The sequence below is a fragment of the Aeromonas sp. Y318-1 genome, from assembly GCF_027706125.1.
In the GTDB taxonomy this organism is placed as follows: Bacteria; Pseudomonadota; Gammaproteobacteria; order Enterobacterales; family Aeromonadaceae; genus Aeromonas; species Aeromonas hydrophila.
On the sequence record NZ_JAPDCM010000008.1, the window covers coordinates 38425 to 54568 of the forward strand.

Below are 16144 nucleotides of genomic sequence, written 5' to 3' on the forward strand. Positions count from 1 at the left end.
ATGAACCTCACATTTTATGCATAACATTCCTTTATGGGCAGAAATGATCGTCTTTTTTAACCATTTTTTTCCTATTTTTAAGAGCCGGGTCCGCTCGCATCAGACCCAAGGTTTCAGCATGTTGCGATAACTTTTCCATGGAGTGGATATGTCGTTAGCGAAACTGTTAAATCGAATCATCCTGATCTTGTTCCTGGCCGGGGCCATCCTGCTGTTCATGCTGGAGGTCACCACGGTACGCCAGTCCATCCTTGATCAGATGTCAGCCAATCTGGAAACCGCCATCACAGCCCTCGGACTGGTGCTGCAGGGCACCCTGCTCAACGATGACAAGGTACTGGCCGAAACCATCGTCAACGCCATGTTCGACGGCGGCTTCGTCAGCGCGGTCACTCTGCTGGATCCCGATGGCCAGGTGCTGTTTCAGAAGGTCTTCCACACGGCGCAGCAAAACGTGCCGACCTGGCTTCCCTCTGTTATCGACATGCCGCCGGTAAAAATTGAGCAGGAGCTGACCGATGGCTGGCGCATGCTGGGCACCCTCACCCTGGAAGGGCACACGGGTTATGCCTACCAGCACCTGTGGAATGCCATCAGCCGTACCGGCACGGCGTTGCTGGCCGGTCTGCTGGTATTCACCCTGGTGATCTCCTGGGTCTGCAACCGACTGCTGCGCCCGCTCGAGCAGATCAACCAGCAGTTGGTGAAGATCCGCAAGCGCCAGTTCAGCGGCAATCTGGCCTCCCCCTGGCTGCAGGATCTCAAAGAGCTGGTTGCCTCGGTCAACCAGCTGGTGTCCGAACGCAAACGGGACCTGCTGCAACAGCGGCTCAAGATAAGCCAGCTCAGCAAACAGGTCGCCATATCAAATCAGCCGCTGCAAACCCTGACTGAGGCGGGAGAAGGCCTGCTGCAACAACACTTCTTCTCGACCCAGGGCAGTATTCGCCTCTACAGCCGCCTCATTCCAGAGGTCACGCCCTCGCTGGACAGCTCACCGGACGAGATCCGGCACCTGCTCGATCTCTGGTTGCACCACACGGTCGAGGGGCTGCAACTACCGCTCAGCCTGCTCGGCCACGCTGACTGGACGCAATTTTCTGCCCTGTTTGCCAAGGGCAGAGGCAAGACCCTCGACTGGCGCTGGGATCAGGAACATGTGCCGCCCCTTGCCCAGGAGCGGCTGGCCGCCTTGCAGGAACAGGGCGTGGAGATGGCCTTCAGCGCCATCCCGATGACCAACGAGACCTTCAATCAGCTCGACCCCATCAACCCTGTCTTCATCAGCTGCCAGCCAACCCAGGCCCCGCTCTACTGGAATCTGGTGGCCCAATGCCTGCACAGCGCGGGCTACACCCTGCTGGCGGAGGCCGGCGAAATTCAGGAGATCGATACCCTGCGCAACTGGGGCATCGATGGCTACGCCAGCAAGGAGGCATGATGAACAAGACCGGATTGTTGCTCGCTCTGCTGTGCCCACTGCCACTGCTGGCCGACACCATGACCATCGCCACCGGCGGTGAGCAGGGGATCTATCACCAGATCGCCAAAGAGTTCTGCCGGCTGGCCAACAAGAGCGATGCCGGATTGCAGTGCAAGCTGCAGGCGACCTCGGGCTCCATCGAAAATCTGCGTCAGCTGAAAAGTGGTGAGACCCGCTATGCGCTGGTGCAGTCGGACTGGCTTTATCAGGCCAGTCACGGCCTGGGTCCATATGCCAGTCAGCCGCAGCCAGAGCTCAGAGCCATCTTCGCCACCCACGCTGAGCCTTTCACCATAGTGGTAAGGGCTGATGGCGATATCACCAGCCTGGAGCAGCTCAAGCTGGCCCCCATCGACATGGGGCTCAAGAGCTCAGGCACCCGCCAGACAGCGCTCGCCCTGTTCAACGTGCTGGGTGCCAAGGAGCAGGATCTCGATCTCAAGAGCGTGGCCAATCTGGCCGAGTCGCTGTGCAGCAAGCAGATCGATGCCTATGGCCTGGTGATGGGTCACCCCAACCGCATCGTGCTGGATACAGCCAAACGCTGCGCCGTGCGTTTTCTGCCGATCGAGGGAGCGACCCGGGATCAGCTGCTCAAGGGGGTGAAGTATTACCAGCGCAGCCAGGTGCCTGCGCGCATCTACCCGGGCAACCTCAAGGCGACGCCGACCTTTGCCATCGCAGCCACCCTGGTGACCACCGCCAGCACGCCGGAAGCCGATGTGTACCGCCTGACCAAGGCCATGCTGACCCAGCAAACCAAGTTCAATGAGCAGACCTACGGCTACGCCAACCTGTTCCATCAGGCACGCAATAAAACCGGCCCGGTGCTGAGCATCGAGCAGCATCCGGGCGCGGCCAAATATTTCGAGGAGTTGAAAACCGCGGGCAAGCTATAGCTCGCGGCGGGGGGAGCGCAGTTGCTCGCTGGAGAATCGGGTCTTCATCGACGTCCACTGCGCCAACCGGTCGGCACTGCCTGCCAGCGTCCCTTCACGGCGGGACTTCATGATCCAGATGCTCTTGGCATCAAAGCTGTAGACGGGGATAAGGTCGGTCCGCTTGCTGCCTGGCAGAATCCGGCTGTTGATGTTGTCGAGTACCAGTGGATCCGACTTGGGAGTCGAAAAGTAGAGCGTCACCATGTGGAACTGGTTGTAACGCACCGCCTTGACGTAGGCCAGCCTCAACTTTTTCTCGTCCACCCCAAGTTCCATCAGGGTGTAGTACTTGGAGATGCTGTAATCCTCGCAGTCGCCACCGCGGGCGCCGATAAACTCCAGCGGATTGGCCCAGTAATCCGCTTCTCCCCACAACCTGGGATCATCGCTATAGGTCAGGTTGTTGAAATAGTTGTTCACCAGCTCGATCTTCTGCTGATCCGTGGTACCGGCCCTGGGCGTGAGCAGGCGCGAAAATGCCTCGGCCCGCTGAATGGCACGACCACCATACACTTCCTGCAATTTTGCCCGCAACTCGGGACTGGCGATGTATTCGGAGAGGCGGGATGCCTGCACGCTGGCGCAGCATAGCGCCAACGTGCAGGTGGAAACGAGCAGCCATTTCATACAAGACACTCCCTGTCAGATGCTGGAGGTCAGTATAGTTGGCTGTGCTCACCCTATCGATGAGCACGGCGGCTCGGCGGGTCTGTCAGCGGCACTCGGCGAAAGCGTCCGCCAGCTGCTGCATGAACCGGGGATAGCCATCCGGGCCGAGCGGCACCTGCTCACCCACTTCGTCCAGCAGCAGCACCTTGGCACCGGTATTGCGGGCCACCGACTCGATCACCGCTGGCGAGAATTGCGGCTCGGCATAGATGCAGCTCGCCTTTTTCTCTTCCAGCGCCTTGCGGATCTCCACCAGGGTCTTGGCGCCGGGGCGCCGCTCCGGGCTCACGGTAAAGTGGCCCTTGGAGCTCATGCCGTAGTGGCGCTCCCAGTAGCCATAGGCCTCGTGGAACACGAAGTAGCCCTTCTGGTTCACCGCCTTCATCTGCTCGGCAATTACCTTGTCCTTGGCCTCCACCTTGGCCTTGAACGCCAGCAGGTTGGCGCGATAACGCTCGGCGTTGGCAGGATCCTGAGCGCTCAGGGTTTCGCTCAGGGCATTGGCGATGACCAGCGCCTGCGTCGGTCCCAGCCAGATGTGGGGATCGACGCCCTCGTGGTGGTGCCCCTCATGACCGTCGTGATCATGACCTTCATGCCCCTCGTCAGCATGTTCTTCGTGACCAGCCTGCTTGCTGTAATCGAACAGCGGCATCCCTTCGACCCGGGTCAGGGTCAACACATGGGGATGCTTGGCCAGCGGTTTGGCCATGAAGCCTTCCAGCTCGGGACCGACCCAGACCACCAGGTCGGCCTCATTGATGTTGCGAATATCGGAGGGGCGCAGGGAGAAATCATGGGGCGAGGCGCCGGTCGGCAGCAGCACCTTGGGCTCGCTTACGCCGTCGGTGATGGCGGCCGCGATGAAACCCAGCGGCTTGATGGTGGTCAGCACCTCGAGGGCACGGACAGGCAGACTCACCGCCAGCAGGGCAGTGATCAGGGCAAGAATTCGCATAGAGATCTCGTCAGGAAGTGTGTGTGTGATAATATAACAAACCAACGTTATTGTTATATTATAACTCTCACAGGCTGTAAACCCCGGAGCTGTCATGACCCAACTGGTGGAGCTGAAAGAGGTCTGTCTTTCATTTGATGGGCGATCCGTGCTCGACAAGGTCTCCTTTACCCTGAACAAAGGCAAAATCACGACCCTGGTCGGCCCCAACGGGGCAGGCAAGAGTACCCTGAGCAAGCTGGTACTGGGCCTGCTCACGCCGGATTCGGGCCAAATCACCCGCAGCCGCGACCTGCGGGTCGGCTATGTGCCCCAGCGCCTCTATCTGGATCCCACCCTGCCGCTGACGGTGCGCCGCTTCTTGCAGCTCGGCAAGAATGGCCGCCTCTCCATCGAGGAGGCGCTGAACCGGGTCGGTGCGGAAGATCTTTTGGACAACCGGATGCAGAAACTCTCCGGCGGCGAGATGCAGCGGGTGCTGCTGGCCCGCGCCCTGCTGGTCAAGCCCGAGCTGCTGGTGCTGGACGAGCCGGTGCAAGGGGTGGACATCAACGGCCAGATCGAGCTCTACGCCCTCATCAGCCAGCTGGCCGCCGAGTTCAACTGTGCCGTGCTGATGGTCTCCCACGATCTGCACCTGGTGATGGCCAGCACCCACGAGGTGATCTGCCTCAACCGCCACGTCTGCTGTCACGGCGAACCGGAAAGCGTGGCCCGCCACCCCGAATTTGCCCGTCTGTTCGGCCGACCGGAGCAGGAGGTGCTGGCGGTCTACACCCATCATCACCACTGCGACGGTGAACACCATCATCATGAACCGCAGGCCCCCGTCATCCGCCTGCCCTCCCGCAATCAATAACGAACCAGACAGGATCATCAAGTGGACAGCTTTCTGTTATACGCCCTCGCGGCCGGCCTCGGCATCGCCCTGCTGGCCGGCCCCCTCGGCAGCTTCGTGGTGTGGCGCAAGATGGCCTATTTTGGCGACACCCTCTCCCACGCCTGCCTGTTCGGCATCGCGCTCGGCATCCTGCTGCAGGTGGATCTCACCCTGGCGGTGGTGGTCTGCTGCCTCGCCATGGCCATGCTGCTGGTGATCATGAGTCGCAACCAGCAGGTGGCCACCGATACCCTGCTCGGCATCCTGGCCCACAGCGCCCTGTCGCTGGGTCTGGTCACCTTGAGCTTCATGGACAACGTGCGGGTGGATCTGATGGCCTACCTGTTCGGCGACCTGCTCTCGGTGCAGCCGATGGACCTGCTCTGGATCTATGGCGGCGGCGCCCTGGTGCTGCTCACCCTGTGGCGGCTGTGGGATCCCCTGCTCTCCATGACCATCTCCGAAGAGCTGGCGCGAGTGGAAGGGGTAAGGGTCGATGTGCTGCGCTGCGTGCTGATGCTGCTGATTGGCTTGGTGATCGCCGTGGCGATGAAGTTTGTCGGGGCGCTGATCATCACCTCCTTGCTGATCATCCCTGCGGCAACGGCCCGCCGCTTCAGCCAGACGCCGGAACAAATGGCCGGCTTTGCCGCCCTCATCGGCTGCCTTGCCGTGCTCGGCGGACTGCTGCTCTCCTGGTATCAGGACACCCCGGCCGGCCCTTCGGTGGTGGTCTGCGCCACCAGCCTGTTTATCCTGAGCCAGTTCAAAAAAGCCTGAACCCAAGTGGCCTGAGCCTTGCTGTCAGGCCACTCCATATCTCGTCTCTTCGCTGGATCTCCGCCACCAACTGCTCGTGCTGAGCCTATTCAAACGCGCCTGAGCGGTTCATTCTCGCCGGGGCGCAGGCTGACTTGCGCCTCCTGCCAGAGCCATTGGCGCAGCCGGCTGATGGCGGGTTCATGGACACGCGAGCGCTTGCAGACGAAATAGAAGTTGTCTCCGGTCTCGAGTGCATGCAGCGGCAGTCGCACCAGACCGGGATCCTCCGGCTGCAGCATATAGTCGTTGATGAGCGCCACCCCCTGATCCCAGTTGGCCGCCTCCAGTGCCAGCAGAATGTGGCTGAAATGGTGCATCCTCGCCTCGGGGGCGATCGTCAGCCCACCCACGTCGGCCCAGCGCCGCCAATCCTCCCCCTTCTCCTTGTAGATCGCCTGAATGGAGAGCAGCGGCAGTTGCCACAGGGCCGCGGGCCACTCCCCCTCCACCTGCTGCCACAGCCGCCGGCTGCACACCGGCATCAGCCGCTCCCGATAGAGCAGATCGTGCATATAACCGGGCCCTTTGGGGGAGACGGTGATGAAGCAGTCCGCCACCCGATCGGAGAGTTCGGGATCCTCCGCCACCATCTCCAGGCTGAGATCCAGCTCGGGATAGAGCTGGCGCAGCCCCGCCAGGCGCGGGATCAGCCACTTCACCGCAAACGAGCTGTAGACCGCGAGCCGGATCCGCATTTCGCCGCCGCCACGCAGCTGCTCGCTGCTCTGGGCAATCTGGCCGAGCCCGGCGGAGATCCCCTCGAAATAGACCTCCCCCTGCGCCGTCAACGACAGCAGCCGGCCCTGGCGCAGCAACAACCGCTCCCCTAGAAAATCCTCCAGCAGGCGGATCTGGTGGCTGACCGCACTCTGGCTGACGTTCAGCTCAATCGCGGCGCGAGAAAAGCTGAGCAGGCGGGCAACCACTTCGAAGTATTGAACGGCACGCAGGGGGGGCAGCTTCATTATCCAAAATTCTCATGCATGGTGATTTTTTATCATTTTACTGGATAACGGCACGCGGGCTACCCTTCCCTCATCAAACATGGGAGGTGGTATGAATGCAGTGGGGATCGGCATCCTTTATCTGGTGCTGGGCAATATGGTGGCGGTCTTTTCCGACGCGCTGGTCAAGGTGCTGGAGCCGGACCAGCCGGTGTTCCAGTTCGTCTTCTTCCGCCAGCTCTCCGCCGCCATCCTGCTGGCCCCCTGGCTGCTCTGGTCATGGCGTCGCAACCCGCCGGTGGCGCTCAAGTGGCATCTGCTGCGGGCCCATATCTGGGCGGTCGGCGTCTGCCTGATGGTGATCGCCCTCACCCGGCTGCCGCTGGCCACCGCCAACGCCCTCTTCTATGCGGCGCCGCTGATGATGGTGCCGCTGGCGGTGTGGCTGGCGGGGGAAGCGATCTCGCGCCAGAAGGTGCTGACCGCCTTCATCGGCTTTGTCGGGGTGCTGATCGTGCTGCGCCCCACCGAGGTGAACTGGGCGGCGCTGGCGGCGCTCGGGGTGGCGCTCTCCATGGCGCTCAACAATCTGCTGATCAAGCGGATCCCGCTCCAGCAGCCCATCGCCCAGACCCTGTTCTTTACCAACGTGTTGAGCATGCCCTTCATCATGGCGCTGGCCTGGTGGGAAGGGGGCGACTGGCAGTGGCAGATGTGGTGGCCCGCCTTCGGCTCTTCGGCGCTGATCATGGTCTATGCGGGATTGTGCGTGGTGGCCTATCGCAAGGCGGAGGCGAGCAAGATCGCCTCGGCGGAGTACACCGGCCTGCTGATGGCGGTCGCCATCGGGGTATGGCTGTTCGATGAGCAGCCGGGCCTGCCGCTGCTGCTGGGATGCCTGTGCATCATACTGCCGCTCATCGCCATGGCCCGCAGCAAGCCCAAACCGCAGGTCGAACCGGCGCTCTAACCAACGAGGGTCACCCCAGCAGCGGGGCGACCCTTTGTTGCAGATGGGGGATCACATCCTGCTCGAACCAGGGATTCTTCTTGAGCCAGAAGGTGTTGCGCGGTGACGGGTGCGGTAGCGGCAACCAGGCCGGGCCGTAGTCTGCCCAGCTGTGTACCGTCTCGGTCAGCGACCCTTTCGCCGCATCCCGCAGGTAGTAGGCTTGCGCATACTGGCCGATCAGCAGGGTCAGCTCGATGTTGGGTAGCAGCATCAGCACCTTGTCGTGCCAGGTGGGTGCACATTCAGGGCGCGGCGGCAGATCCCCCGACTTGCCCTTGCCGGGGTAACAGAGTCCCATCGGCATGATGGCGATACGGGATTCATCGTAAAAGGTGGCCTTGTCCACCCCGAGCCACTGACGCAGGCGATCGCCGGAGGGATCGTCCCAGGGGATGCCGCTGGCATGCACCCGGGTACCGGGCGCCTGGCCGATGATCAGCAGACGGGCGCGCTCGCTGCCACGGATCACCGGTCTGGGCCCGAGCGGCAAGTGTGCCTCGCACAGGTGGCAGGCACGGATCTGTTCAAACAAACTGTCGAGTCGGTTCATGGCCCGATAGTAGCAGAGTTTTCCGCCGGATCCTGCTTGTGAAAGATTCAGCAGATACTTATCATGCAGCCACATTTGTTTAATTTAATAAACGGAGCGAGATGAAGAACTGGATGGGCACCGGCAGCGCGGCCCTCTCATTCGTGCTGTGGGGCATGCTGCCCCTCTATTACCAGTTCATGCCCGCGGTCAACATGTGGGAGCTGCTCTCCCACCGGGTACTCTGGTCGGCGGTGCTGCTGGGCGCCCTGTTCCTCCTCATCGGCTACCGGGTGCCCTGGGCGCGACTGCGCAGCGAACCACGCCAGCTCGGCCTCATCCTGCTGGCCGGCCCCGTCATGTCCATCAGCTGGTGCATGTTCACCTGGTGCCTCACCACCGGCCAGGTGCTGGCCACCAGCCTCGCCTTCTTCATGACGCCGCTGTTCAACATCGTGTTTGCCGTGTTGTTCCTCAAAGAAAAGCTCACCCCGCAAAAACACCTGGCGGTGGCGCTGGCGCTGGCGGGGCTGGCCTACATGCTCTTTTCTTACGGCCAGCTGCCCTGGTTCTCCCTCATCATGGGGGCCAACTTCGCCCTCTACGGTCTGCTCAAGAAGAAGGTCCACTATGACGCCGGCGTCAGCCTCTACCTTGAGGCGCTGGTGCAGTTGCCTGTCGCCCTGCTGATCATTGGCGCTCTGGCGGTAAGCGGCGCCAGCCAGTTCGTGACCGGTGACTGGACCGAGCGTCTGCTGCTGATGGGCAGCGCCCCCGCCACCCTGCTGCCGGTGGGGCTGTTCTGCTACGGCATGATGCGCACCCGCATGAGCACGGTGGGTCTGCTGCAATACATAGAGCCCAGCCTCGCCTTCCTGCTCGCCATCTTCTGGTTTGGCGAGACGCCGGATCCGGTGAAATCGGTGGGGTTTGCTTTCGTCTGGGCCGGCCTGCTGGTGAGCCTGCTGCCGCTGCACAAGCTTGGGCGCCATCTGCGCCGCAATGCCGACGCTCAGGGTCTGCCGCGGTAGGACTCCAGGATGGCGTGCCACTTGGGATCCCGGTCCATCTGCTCGGCGATGTCATTCAGCCGGCTGTGCAGTGCGCTGCGGGATTTTGGCAACAGGATGTGGCGGGTATAGCTGGACTGGGCAAAGGGCGAGACGAACAGCTTGCCCTCGAAGGCCGGGTCATGGGTGAAGAAGGTGAGCGCCGAGCCCGGCACCAGGGTCACGTCGATGCGACCGCGCACCAGCAGGCTGAAGTTGGTTTTGACCTTCTTGGCATCAACCCGCACCAGATCGCCCCTGGCCGCCGCCTCGTCGATGCCCTGATAGCGATACCCTTCGATGCCGCCGAAGGTCATCCCCTTCAGTGAGTCAGGCCCACGATAGATGACCGGCCTGGCGACGCTGGAGATAAGCTCGTTGGTATCGCGCATAATGGGAAAGCTCCAGAGGTAAAGCTCGCGCTGGGGATCCCCCACCCAGGCGGGATTGACCCAGGCCACCAGGCCGTCGAAGCCTGGATCCGACATCTCCAGTGCCAGTCTGGCCCGATTCACCAGCCAAAGTTCGAGCCTGGGTTCTCCGCCAAGCTTTTCATTGAGATACTTGACCAGATCCCGGCTCAGACCAGTCTGCTCCCCGGTCATGAAGGGGGGGTGCTGATGATAGTCGTAGAGACGCAGCGTCTCGCCATGAGCCGATATCGACAGCAAACACCACAACCACCACCACGCTCGCATCGCACCTCCTTGAGCTGCTCTTGAGTGTGGCACAGAGAGATCGAATGAGAGAACCCGCTCCCGGCGCCGAACCGCCTGCCAGCCCGCCCGCCAGCCACTGGTTCATCTACATGGTGCGCACCGCCAGCGGCCTGCTCTATACCGGGATCAGCACGGACCCGCTCCGCCGCCTGCGCCAGCATCAGAGCGGCAAGGGGTCCCGCGCCCTGCGTGGCAAGGGGCCGCTGACCCTGGCATGGCAGCAGGCCGTCGGCGAGAAAGGGGCGGCGCTGCGCCTCGAATACCGGCTCAAGCAGCAGAGCAAGGCCTTCAAGGAGCAGCTGATCACCCAGCCGGAGCGCTGGCTCGCCTGCAGCCAGTCCTGGCTGGACACCGCCCAGACACAAAAAAGGCCGCGGTACGCTGCGGCCAAGGAAGGATCCGGTAACAGGGAGTGTCAACGGCAGGTTGATTAACCTGCTTGCGCCGGCTGCTGAAACCAGCACACCACCTGCAGACGCAAAAAAGGCCGCTGTATGCAGCGGCCAAGGAAGGATCCGGTAACAGGGAGTGTCAACGGCAGGTTGGTTAACCTGCTTGCGCCGGCGGCTGAAACCAGCACTCCACCACCCAGACAAAAAAGGCAGCTGCACGCAGCGGCCAAGGAAGGAGCCGGTAACAGGGAGTGTCAACGGTAGGTATTGGCCTGTTTGCGCCGGCTGCTGATGAACCAGCACACCACCAGCAGCACCAGCAGCACCAGCAACCAGGGCGCCAGCTTGATGATGAGGGCAAACATGCCAGCCAGGGCGCCAAACAGCACGAAGACGCCGCTCACCAGCAGCATGGCCAGCACGGTGAACCCGGCCAGCGCCATGCCGACCAGAACCAGCATCAAGACGATAAATTCCAGCATGTTTTGCTCCTCACTGGGTTAATGCCGCTGAGTGACCCGGGGTCAATCCAGCCAGCGCTTCAATTCACGACGGGGCGGCATGATCAGCACCGCCAGCAGATAGGCGGCCAGCGCCAGGGGCGGCATCAGGATCAGCGCCATCAGGGCCGCGACCCGCACCGTCACCCTGGAGAGCCCCAGCCCGTTGGCGATGCCGGCGCAGACCCCGGTCAGCTTGCGATGGGCAAGATCCTTCGGCCAGGGCGTCATGGTTATGCCTCCACCTTTTGACCCTTGAGGCGGGCCAGCTCCCGTTCAATCTCGTCGTTCAGCTCCAGCTCGCGGAACTGGGCCTCCAGCGAAGGGTTCTGCCCCAGGGTTGCCGCCTCCAGCTGGGCTTCCAGCTGATCGACCCGGCCCTGAAAGCCGTCAAAACGGGCCATCAGCTCGTGCATCCGCTGGTTGTCCACCTGGGCACGTGCCCGCAGCCGGCTGTGAGCGGTCTGTTCACGCAGGGTCAGCAGCTTCTGCTTCTCGCGTGCCTCAGTCAGTTTGGCGGCCAGTCGCTCGCTGTCGGCGGTGAGCTGGGCCAGCACCTCGGCGACCCGCGCCTTGTCCTGCTCCAGCTGTTCGCATTTCTTGACCTCGGCCAGCTTCTCGGTCAGCGCGGCCCGGGCCAGATCCTCGCGCCCCTTCTGGATGGCGAGTTCGGCCTTGGCCGACCACTCCAGGATCTGGTGCTGCAACGCCTGCTGATGACGTTCCAGCTGCTTCTGTTCGGCAATGACGCGGGCGGCCTGGGTTCTCATCTCGACCTGAACCTGCTCCATCTCTTCGATCATCAGCCGCAGCATCTTCTCCGGCTCTTCGCTCTTGTCGAGCAGGCTGTGCAGGTTGGCATTGATCACGTCGGTCAGGCGGCTAAATACGCTCATGGTCTGGCTCCTTGTTGATGGGATGGCTATCTCTTCCCATGACATTACAAGAGCCGTGCCAAGATAATTTTTCCTTTAATTACATATAGATGAGGTTTTATCAGGTATTTTCAATATCGTCTTGGTGGCGAAAAATACCGATCTAGTGGTGATTTTCACCAATAAAAAAGGGAGCCGGCGGCTCCCTCATGCAATCAGCAATGTACTCAGGCGGCCCGGGGATGACCGAGCTGGCTGTCCAGCTCGGCCAGCTTGGCCTCCATCCGGGCCCGGCAGTTGTCGGAGAGGTCGCGAATGCCGGCGGCGCCGTGCTCCTTGCTGCAGACCGGGGCCATCACTTCCAGCAGCACCTCGCCGTTGTCCCAGCGGTTGAGATCGATCTGGCCGAAGTAGCTGGAGCAGACGATGGGCACCACCGGCACCTCGGCCTGTACTGCGGTGTGGAAGGCGCCTGCCTTGAACGGCAGCAGGCCGCGCCCCTTGGAGCGGGTCCCCTCCGGGAACATCCAGATGGAGGTGCCGCGATTCTTGATGCGCTCCACCACCTGGCCAATGGTGCCGATGGCGCGGGAGCGGTTGGAGCGGTCGATCAGCACGTTGCCGGAGAGCCAGAAGATGAGACCGAAGAAGGGCAGCCACAGCAGGCTCTTCTTGCCCACTGCCACCACGCCGGGCTGCACCGCGCCGGTCACGGTGAAGATGTCGTAGTTGCTCTGGTGGTTGCAGACGTAGACCGCCGGCCCCACCGATTTGACCTCGTCGGCCACCGTCACCCGGACCTTAAGGCCGATCAGCGGGCAGACAGCATGATACATGCGGGCGAAGACATAGACGTTGTTGGGATGGCGCGGACGCACCAGGCAAAGCAGCAGACCGAACAGGAACCAGAAGATGAGCAGCAGACCAAGCAGCAGCACACGGGCAAGTTTGAGCATCGAACACCTCGGATTTTGACTCGGCGCAGTATACTGGTCCCCCTTTTAGCGAACAAGCGTTCGCCAAACAGAACCGACCACCCCAGCCGCTCGCCCCTGAGCCTTAAAACCGACGGCGGCTTGCCCCACCCGGCGTTGGCCGTTAGGATGTGGCCATCTTGATGAACGGGGCGAGCATGATTCACCAACAACGCGTGGCGAAACGACTCCTGCTGCTGGTCTGCCTGCTGGTGCTCAATTGCGCTGCCCAGCCGCTGGCCCGGCTGGCCCTGCTCGATCACGCTCTCAGCTGTCAGGCCCTGCCCTCCTTCGTCACGGCCGACGACAAGGCTGACAAGGGCACGCCCGCCAGCCCGCAGCCCAACAGCTGCCAGCTCAACGGCAAGTGGCTGAGCGCCACCACCCTGCTCTGCCTCGAGCAGCTGTTCTTTGCGGTGGCCCTGCTCATCGCGCTGCTGGCCCCGCTCTGGCGCTACACGCCGCCACTGCCGCCGCCACGGGCCGTCTCCCCTCCCGAACGACGACTTCACCTCACCCTCTGTGTCTGGCGGGAATGAGTTCAGCCGCGCTTTTTTCAGCCTGCTGTCATTCATTTTTTGCGAGACAACATTTATGTCAACTCTCTTCAAGGCGAGCCTGCTGCTGGGCTGCCTGCTGTGGCAATCCAGCGGATTGGCCAGCGATACGGGCTGGCTCACCAGCCCCCAGAACGATCACGCCAAGGTCAGGCTGCAAGCCGACCGCAGCGCCCCTGACCATACCCGCATCCTGCTCGAGGTGGCCCTCGAATCCGGCTGGAAAACCTACTGGCGCAGCCCGGGTGAAGGGGGCATAGCGCCCCAGATCCTGTGGGATCAGCCGGTCGGCGACTTCCAGTGGCACTGGCCCACGCCGCGCCCCTTCGAGGTGGCCGGGCTCAGCACCCAGGGTTATCAGCAACAGGTGCGCTTTCCCCTGAGCCTGGACTACCCGGCCGGGCAGCCGCTCAAGGGCACCTTGCGCCTCTCCACCTGCAGCAACGTCTGCATCCTGACCGACTACCCCTTCACCCTGGCGGTGGATGGGCAGGCGCCGGCCGGTTTTGACTTCGCCTGGGCCCAAACCATGAGCACCTTGCCGCAGACGCTGCCCGCCGACACCCGGGTCGAGCTCGGCTACCAGCACCACCAGTTGCAGCTGCGCGCCGAGCGGGCAGAGGGGTGGCAGGTGCCTGCGCTCTTCATCGATGCGCTGGAGGGAGCCGAGTTCGGCAAGCCCGCGCTCGAGGTAAGCGGCAACACCCTGATCGCCCGGGTTCCGGTCAGCGATGGCTGGCAGGGGGATGCTCCTGACTTGCGTGGCCAATCCCTCAGCCTGTTGCTCGGCAGCGGCGATGAGGCCTGGCAGACCCGCGCCACCATCGCCGATCCCCTCGCCTTGCCAGCCCCAGGCCAGCCTCTCATCTGGCTGCTGGGGGCGGCGCTGCTCGGCGGCCTCATCCTCAACCTGATGCCTTGCGTGCTGCCGGTGCTGGCCCTGAAACTGGGCACCGTGCTGCAGCAGCAGGCGAGCGAACAGCGACAGGTGCGCAAGCAGTTCCTCGCCGCCAGTGCCGGGATCATTGCCTCCTTCTGGGTACTGGCGGCCATGAGCAGCCTGCTGCGCGCCACTCAGGGCGCCGTCGGCTGGGGGATCCAGTTCCAGAGCGCCGGTTTCATCGGCTTCATGGCGGCGGTGACCCTGCTGTTTTGCGCCAACCTGCTGGGGCTGTTCGAAATCCGCCTGCCCAGCAATCTCAGCACTCGCCTCGCCACCAGCGGCGGCAAGGGGCTCGGCGGCCACTTCCTGCAGGGGAGCTTTGCCACCCTGTTGGCCACCCCCTGCTCGGCCCCCTTCCTCGGCACCGCGGTGGCCTTTGCACTGGCAGCGCCGCTCGGCCAGCTCTGGCTCATCTTCACGGCGCTCGGCCTTGGCATGAGCCTGCCCTGGCTGTTGGTGGCGGCCCTGCCGCGCCTCGCCCTCTGGCTACCCAAACCGGGCCGCTGGATGGGGCGACTACGCATCCTGCTCGGGCTAATGATGCTGGGCTCCAGCCTCTGGCTGGCGAGCCTGCTTGGCAACCATCTGGGCAGCACGGCCACCGGCTGGCTGATGGCCGCCATGCTGCTGGCGCTGCTGATTGGCATCCTCTGGCGCTATGGCATGCGCGGTTTCACGCTGGCCCTCTCTCTCTCGGCACTCATCGGCGGCGCCCTGTTGCTGGGGGGCGCCCTCACGGCGCAGGGGTCAGGCAGCGTCGATCGCATTGCCTGGCAGCCACTCTCCGAACAGGCCATCGTCGATGCGCTGGCCCAGCGCAAGCGGGTCTTCGTCGACGTCACCGCCGACTGGTGCGTCACCTGCAAGGCCAACAAGTACAACGTGCTGCTGCGTGACGAGGTGCAGAGCGCCCTGTCGGCCCCTGACGTGGTGGCCCTGCGCGGCGACTGGAGCCGGCCGAGCGATGCCATCTCCGCCTTCCTGCACCAGCGCGGCGCGGCCGCCGTCCCCTTCAACCAGATCTACGGGCCAGGCCTGCCAGAGGGAGAGATCCTCTCGCCCCTGCTGGACAAGGCCGACTTGCTCGACGTGTTGCACCAGGCCGGCCTCGTCCAGGCCGATGCCCCCCATTTTTAAGGAGAATCCCATGACCCTGCGTACCCTGAAACTGCGCACCCTCTGCACCGCCCTGATCGCCGGCACCCTCTGCGCCCCCTTGCTGCAGGCGGCGCCCTTCACCCCGGAGCAGGAGGCACGCATCAAGGAGCTCATTCGCGAGACTCTGGTCGCCAACCCCAAGATCCTCGACGAGGCGGCCGAATCCTGGGAGAAGCAGAACGCCGCCGCCCAGGAGGCCCAGCTCGGCGACTTCATCAAGGGCAATCAGGACGTGCTGTTCAACAGCGCCACCAGCCCGCGCCTTGGCGCCAAGCACCCCAAGCTGACCCTGGTGCTGTTCACCGACTACAACTGCCCCTACTGCAAGCAGTTCGATCCCCAGCTGACCAAGCTGCTCAAGGCCTATCCCGACGATCTGGGACTGGTGATCAAGCTGCTGCCGTTCAAGGGACAGAGCTCCGCCAAGGCGGCCCAGTACAGCCTCACCCTGTGGCAGCAGGAGCCGGCCCGCTTCCTCGCCCTGCACGACAAGCTGATGAGCAAGCAAGGGATGCTGACCGAGGCGGACATCAACAAGGCGCTGGCGGCCACCGGCAACACGGCCCTCAAACCCGATGCCAAGGCCACCGAGGAGCTGCGCAACAGCCTTCGCATCGGCACGCTCCTGGGGGTGCAGGGCACTCCGGCGACCCTGATCGGCAACCAGCTGGTGCCGGGTGCCGTGCCCTATGACGAGCTGGAGCAGCTGGTCAAAGCCGAGCTGGCCAAGCGGAGCTAA

Annotated in this window: 19 protein-coding genes; 10 read left to right on the forward strand and 9 right to left on the reverse strand. The window is 63.0% G+C overall.

The window, feature by feature from the left end:
* Positions 1–148 precede the first annotated feature (148 nt).
* Together OKB87_RS12985 and OKB87_RS12990 are read left to right on the forward strand one after the other, a co-directional pair.
* Positions 149–1441: a LapD/MoxY N-terminal periplasmic domain-containing protein gene (locus OKB87_RS12985; RefSeq protein ID WP_270827678.1), complete on the forward strand. Its 1293-nt coding sequence runs from the start codon at positions 149–151 to the stop codon at positions 1439–1441.
* Positions 1441–2382 carry a TAXI family TRAP transporter solute-binding subunit gene (locus tag OKB87_RS12990; protein ID WP_270827679.1) on the forward strand — a complete coding sequence of 314 codons (942 nt, stop codon included), beginning with the start codon at positions 1441–1443 and terminating at the stop codon, positions 2380–2382. The genes OKB87_RS12985 and OKB87_RS12990 overlap by 1 nt, the downstream gene beginning before the upstream one ends.
* Here the strand turns inward: OKB87_RS12990 and OKB87_RS12995 are convergent.
* Positions 2377–3051 (reverse strand): transglutaminase-like cysteine peptidase, encoded by a 675-nt coding sequence (locus OKB87_RS12995; RefSeq protein WP_011707442.1) that lies wholly within the window; start codon positions 3049–3051, stop codon positions 2377–2379. The genes OKB87_RS12990 and OKB87_RS12995 overlap by 6 nt on opposite strands.
* Positions 3052–3136: 85 nt before the next feature.
* Positions 3137–4051: a zinc ABC transporter substrate-binding protein ZnuA gene (gene znuA, locus OKB87_RS13000; protein ID WP_270827680.1), complete on the reverse strand. Its 915-nt coding sequence runs from the start codon at positions 4049–4051 to the stop codon at positions 3137–3139.
* Positions 4052–4145: 94 nt separating this feature from the next.
* On the opposite strand from znuA, the gene znuC reads away from it, so the two are divergent.
* Both znuC and znuB read left to right on the forward strand, forming a co-directional pair.
* Entirely contained in the window at positions 4146–4910 is a 765-nt protein-coding gene (gene znuC, locus OKB87_RS13005; protein WP_017411255.1) for a zinc ABC transporter ATP-binding protein ZnuC, read from the forward strand.
* Between the two features lie 21 nt (positions 4911–4931).
* Entirely contained in the window at positions 4932–5711 is a 780-nt protein-coding gene (znuB, locus tag OKB87_RS13010; RefSeq protein ID WP_041216487.1) for a zinc ABC transporter permease subunit ZnuB, read from the forward strand.
* A gap of 89 nt (positions 5712–5800) precedes the next feature.
* Here the strand turns inward: znuB and OKB87_RS13015 are convergent, their stop codons facing one another.
* Positions 5801–6718 (reverse strand): LysR substrate-binding domain-containing protein, encoded by a 918-nt coding sequence (locus tag OKB87_RS13015; protein ID WP_041216486.1) that lies wholly within the window; start codon positions 6716–6718, stop codon positions 5801–5803.
* A 91-nt stretch (positions 6719–6809) separates the two neighbouring features.
* On the opposite strand from OKB87_RS13015, the gene OKB87_RS13020 reads away from it, so the two are divergent.
* Positions 6810–7667, forward strand: a complete 858-nt coding sequence (locus tag OKB87_RS13020; protein ID WP_011707447.1) for a DMT family transporter — start codon at positions 6810–6812, stop codon at positions 7665–7667.
* A gap of 10 nt (positions 7668–7677) precedes the next feature.
* On the opposite strand, the gene OKB87_RS13025 is transcribed toward OKB87_RS13020, so the two are convergent.
* Entirely contained in the window at positions 7678–8259 is a 582-nt protein-coding gene (locus OKB87_RS13025; protein WP_043160694.1) for a uracil-DNA glycosylase family protein, read from the reverse strand.
* A 101-nt stretch (positions 8260–8360) separates the two neighbouring features.
* On the opposite strand from OKB87_RS13025, the gene rarD reads away from it, so the two are divergent.
* On the forward strand, positions 8361–9269 hold the full coding sequence (gene rarD, locus OKB87_RS13030; protein WP_016352063.1) for an EamA family transporter RarD: 909 nt from the start codon (positions 8361–8363) through the stop codon (positions 9267–9269).
* Here the strand turns inward: rarD and OKB87_RS13035 are convergent.
* Complete coding sequence (locus OKB87_RS13035; RefSeq protein ID WP_017411259.1) at positions 9251–9985, reverse strand: substrate-binding periplasmic protein; 735 nt, start codon at positions 9983–9985, stop codon at positions 9251–9253. The two genes, rarD and OKB87_RS13035, sit on opposite strands and share 19 nt — an antisense overlap.
* A 44-nt stretch (positions 9986–10029) precedes the next feature.
* On the opposite strand from OKB87_RS13035, the gene OKB87_RS13040 reads away from it, so the two are divergent.
* A complete protein-coding gene (locus OKB87_RS13040; protein ID WP_270827681.1) occupies positions 10030–10440 on the forward strand; it encodes a GIY-YIG nuclease family protein in 411 nt (136 codons plus the stop codon).
* A 212-nt stretch (positions 10441–10652) separates the two neighbouring features.
* On the opposite strand, the gene pspG is transcribed toward OKB87_RS13040, so the two are convergent.
* The 4 genes from pspG to OKB87_RS13060 all read right to left on the reverse strand — a co-directional run bounded on the left by pspG (position 10653) and on the right by OKB87_RS13060 (position 12729).
* On the reverse strand, positions 10653–10880 hold the full coding sequence (gene pspG / locus OKB87_RS13045) for an envelope stress response protein PspG (protein WP_270827682.1): 228 nt from the start codon (positions 10878–10880) through the stop codon (positions 10653–10655).
* A gap of 42 nt (positions 10881–10922) precedes the next feature.
* A complete protein-coding gene (locus tag OKB87_RS13050) occupies positions 10923–11129 on the reverse strand; it encodes a PspC domain-containing protein (RefSeq protein ID WP_017411260.1) in 207 nt (68 codons plus the stop codon).
* A 2-nt stretch (positions 11130–11131) separates the two neighbouring features.
* The gene (gene pspA, locus OKB87_RS13055; RefSeq protein WP_017782532.1) at positions 11132–11794 is read right to left on the reverse strand and encodes a phage shock protein PspA; all 663 of its coding nucleotides are present in this window, start codon (positions 11792–11794) and stop codon (positions 11132–11134) included.
* A 206-nt stretch (positions 11795–12000) separates the two neighbouring features.
* Positions 12001–12729, reverse strand: a complete 729-nt coding sequence (locus OKB87_RS13060; RefSeq protein WP_011707454.1) for a 1-acylglycerol-3-phosphate O-acyltransferase — start codon at positions 12727–12729, stop codon at positions 12001–12003.
* Between the two features lie 176 nt (positions 12730–12905).
* Between OKB87_RS13060 and OKB87_RS13065 the strand changes: the two genes are divergently transcribed.
* The 3 genes from OKB87_RS13065 to OKB87_RS13075 are packed head-to-tail and all read left to right on the forward strand — an operon-like array spanning position 12906 to position 16144.
* Positions 12906–13286 (forward strand): hypothetical protein, encoded by a 381-nt coding sequence (locus OKB87_RS13065; RefSeq protein WP_060390766.1) that lies wholly within the window; start codon positions 12906–12908, stop codon positions 13284–13286.
* Positions 13287–13341: 55 nt separating this feature from the next.
* The gene (locus tag OKB87_RS13070; RefSeq protein WP_270827683.1) at positions 13342–15384 is read left to right on the forward strand and encodes a protein-disulfide reductase DsbD family protein; all 2043 of its coding nucleotides are present in this window, start codon (positions 13342–13344) and stop codon (positions 15382–15384) included.
* A 10-nt stretch (positions 15385–15394) separates the two neighbouring features.
* Complete coding sequence (locus OKB87_RS13075) at positions 15395–16144, forward strand: DsbA family protein (protein WP_270827684.1); 750 nt, start codon at positions 15395–15397, stop codon at positions 16142–16144.

Bases quoted from the DNA above. Each gene is read 5' to 3' on its own strand.
- OKB87_RS12985 (WP_270827678.1), top strand. From the start codon at position 149: ATGTCGTTAGCGAAACTGTTAAATCGAATCATCCTGATCTTGTTCCTG.
- OKB87_RS12990 (WP_270827679.1), top strand. From the start codon at position 1,441: ATGAACAAGACCGGATTGTTGCTCGCTCTGCTGTGCCCACTGCCACTG.
- OKB87_RS12995 (WP_011707442.1), bottom strand. From the start codon at position 3,051: ATGAAATGGCTGCTCGTTTCCACCTGCACGTTGGCGCTATGCTGCGCC.
- znuA (WP_270827680.1), bottom strand. From the start codon at position 4,051: ATGCGAATTCTTGCCCTGATCACTGCCCTGCTGGCGGTGAGTCTGCCT.
- znuC (WP_017411255.1), top strand. From the start codon at position 4,146: ATGACCCAACTGGTGGAGCTGAAAGAGGTCTGTCTTTCATTTGATGGG.
- OKB87_RS13015 (WP_041216486.1), bottom strand. From the start codon at position 6,718: ATGAAGCTGCCCCCCCTGCGTGCCGTTCAATACTTCGAAGTGGTTGCC.
- OKB87_RS13020 (WP_011707447.1), top strand. From the start codon at position 6,810: ATGAATGCAGTGGGGATCGGCATCCTTTATCTGGTGCTGGGCAATATG.
- OKB87_RS13025 (WP_043160694.1), bottom strand. From the start codon at position 8,259: ATGAACCGACTCGACAGTTTGTTTGAACAGATCCGTGCCTGCCACCTG.
- rarD (WP_016352063.1), top strand. From the start codon at position 8,361: ATGAAGAACTGGATGGGCACCGGCAGCGCGGCCCTCTCATTCGTGCTG.
- OKB87_RS13035 (WP_017411259.1), bottom strand. From the start codon at position 9,985: ATGCGAGCGTGGTGGTGGTTGTGGTGTTTGCTGTCGATATCGGCTCAT.
- OKB87_RS13040 (WP_270827681.1), top strand. From the start codon at position 10,030: ATGAGAGAACCCGCTCCCGGCGCCGAACCGCCTGCCAGCCCGCCCGCC.
- pspG (WP_270827682.1), bottom strand. From the start codon at position 10,880: ATGCTGGAATTTATCGTCTTGATGCTGGTTCTGGTCGGCATGGCGCTG.
- OKB87_RS13050 (WP_017411260.1), bottom strand. From the start codon at position 11,129: ATGACGCCCTGGCCGAAGGATCTTGCCCATCGCAAGCTGACCGGGGTC.
- pspA (WP_017782532.1), bottom strand. From the start codon at position 11,794: ATGAGCGTATTTAGCCGCCTGACCGACGTGATCAATGCCAACCTGCAC.
- OKB87_RS13060 (WP_011707454.1), bottom strand. From the start codon at position 12,729: ATGCTCAAACTTGCCCGTGTGCTGCTGCTTGGTCTGCTGCTCATCTTC.
- OKB87_RS13065 (WP_060390766.1), top strand. From the start codon at position 12,906: ATGATTCACCAACAACGCGTGGCGAAACGACTCCTGCTGCTGGTCTGC.
- OKB87_RS13070 (WP_270827683.1), top strand. From the start codon at position 13,342: ATGTCAACTCTCTTCAAGGCGAGCCTGCTGCTGGGCTGCCTGCTGTGG.
- OKB87_RS13075 (WP_270827684.1), top strand. From the start codon at position 15,395: ATGACCCTGCGTACCCTGAAACTGCGCACCCTCTGCACCGCCCTGATC.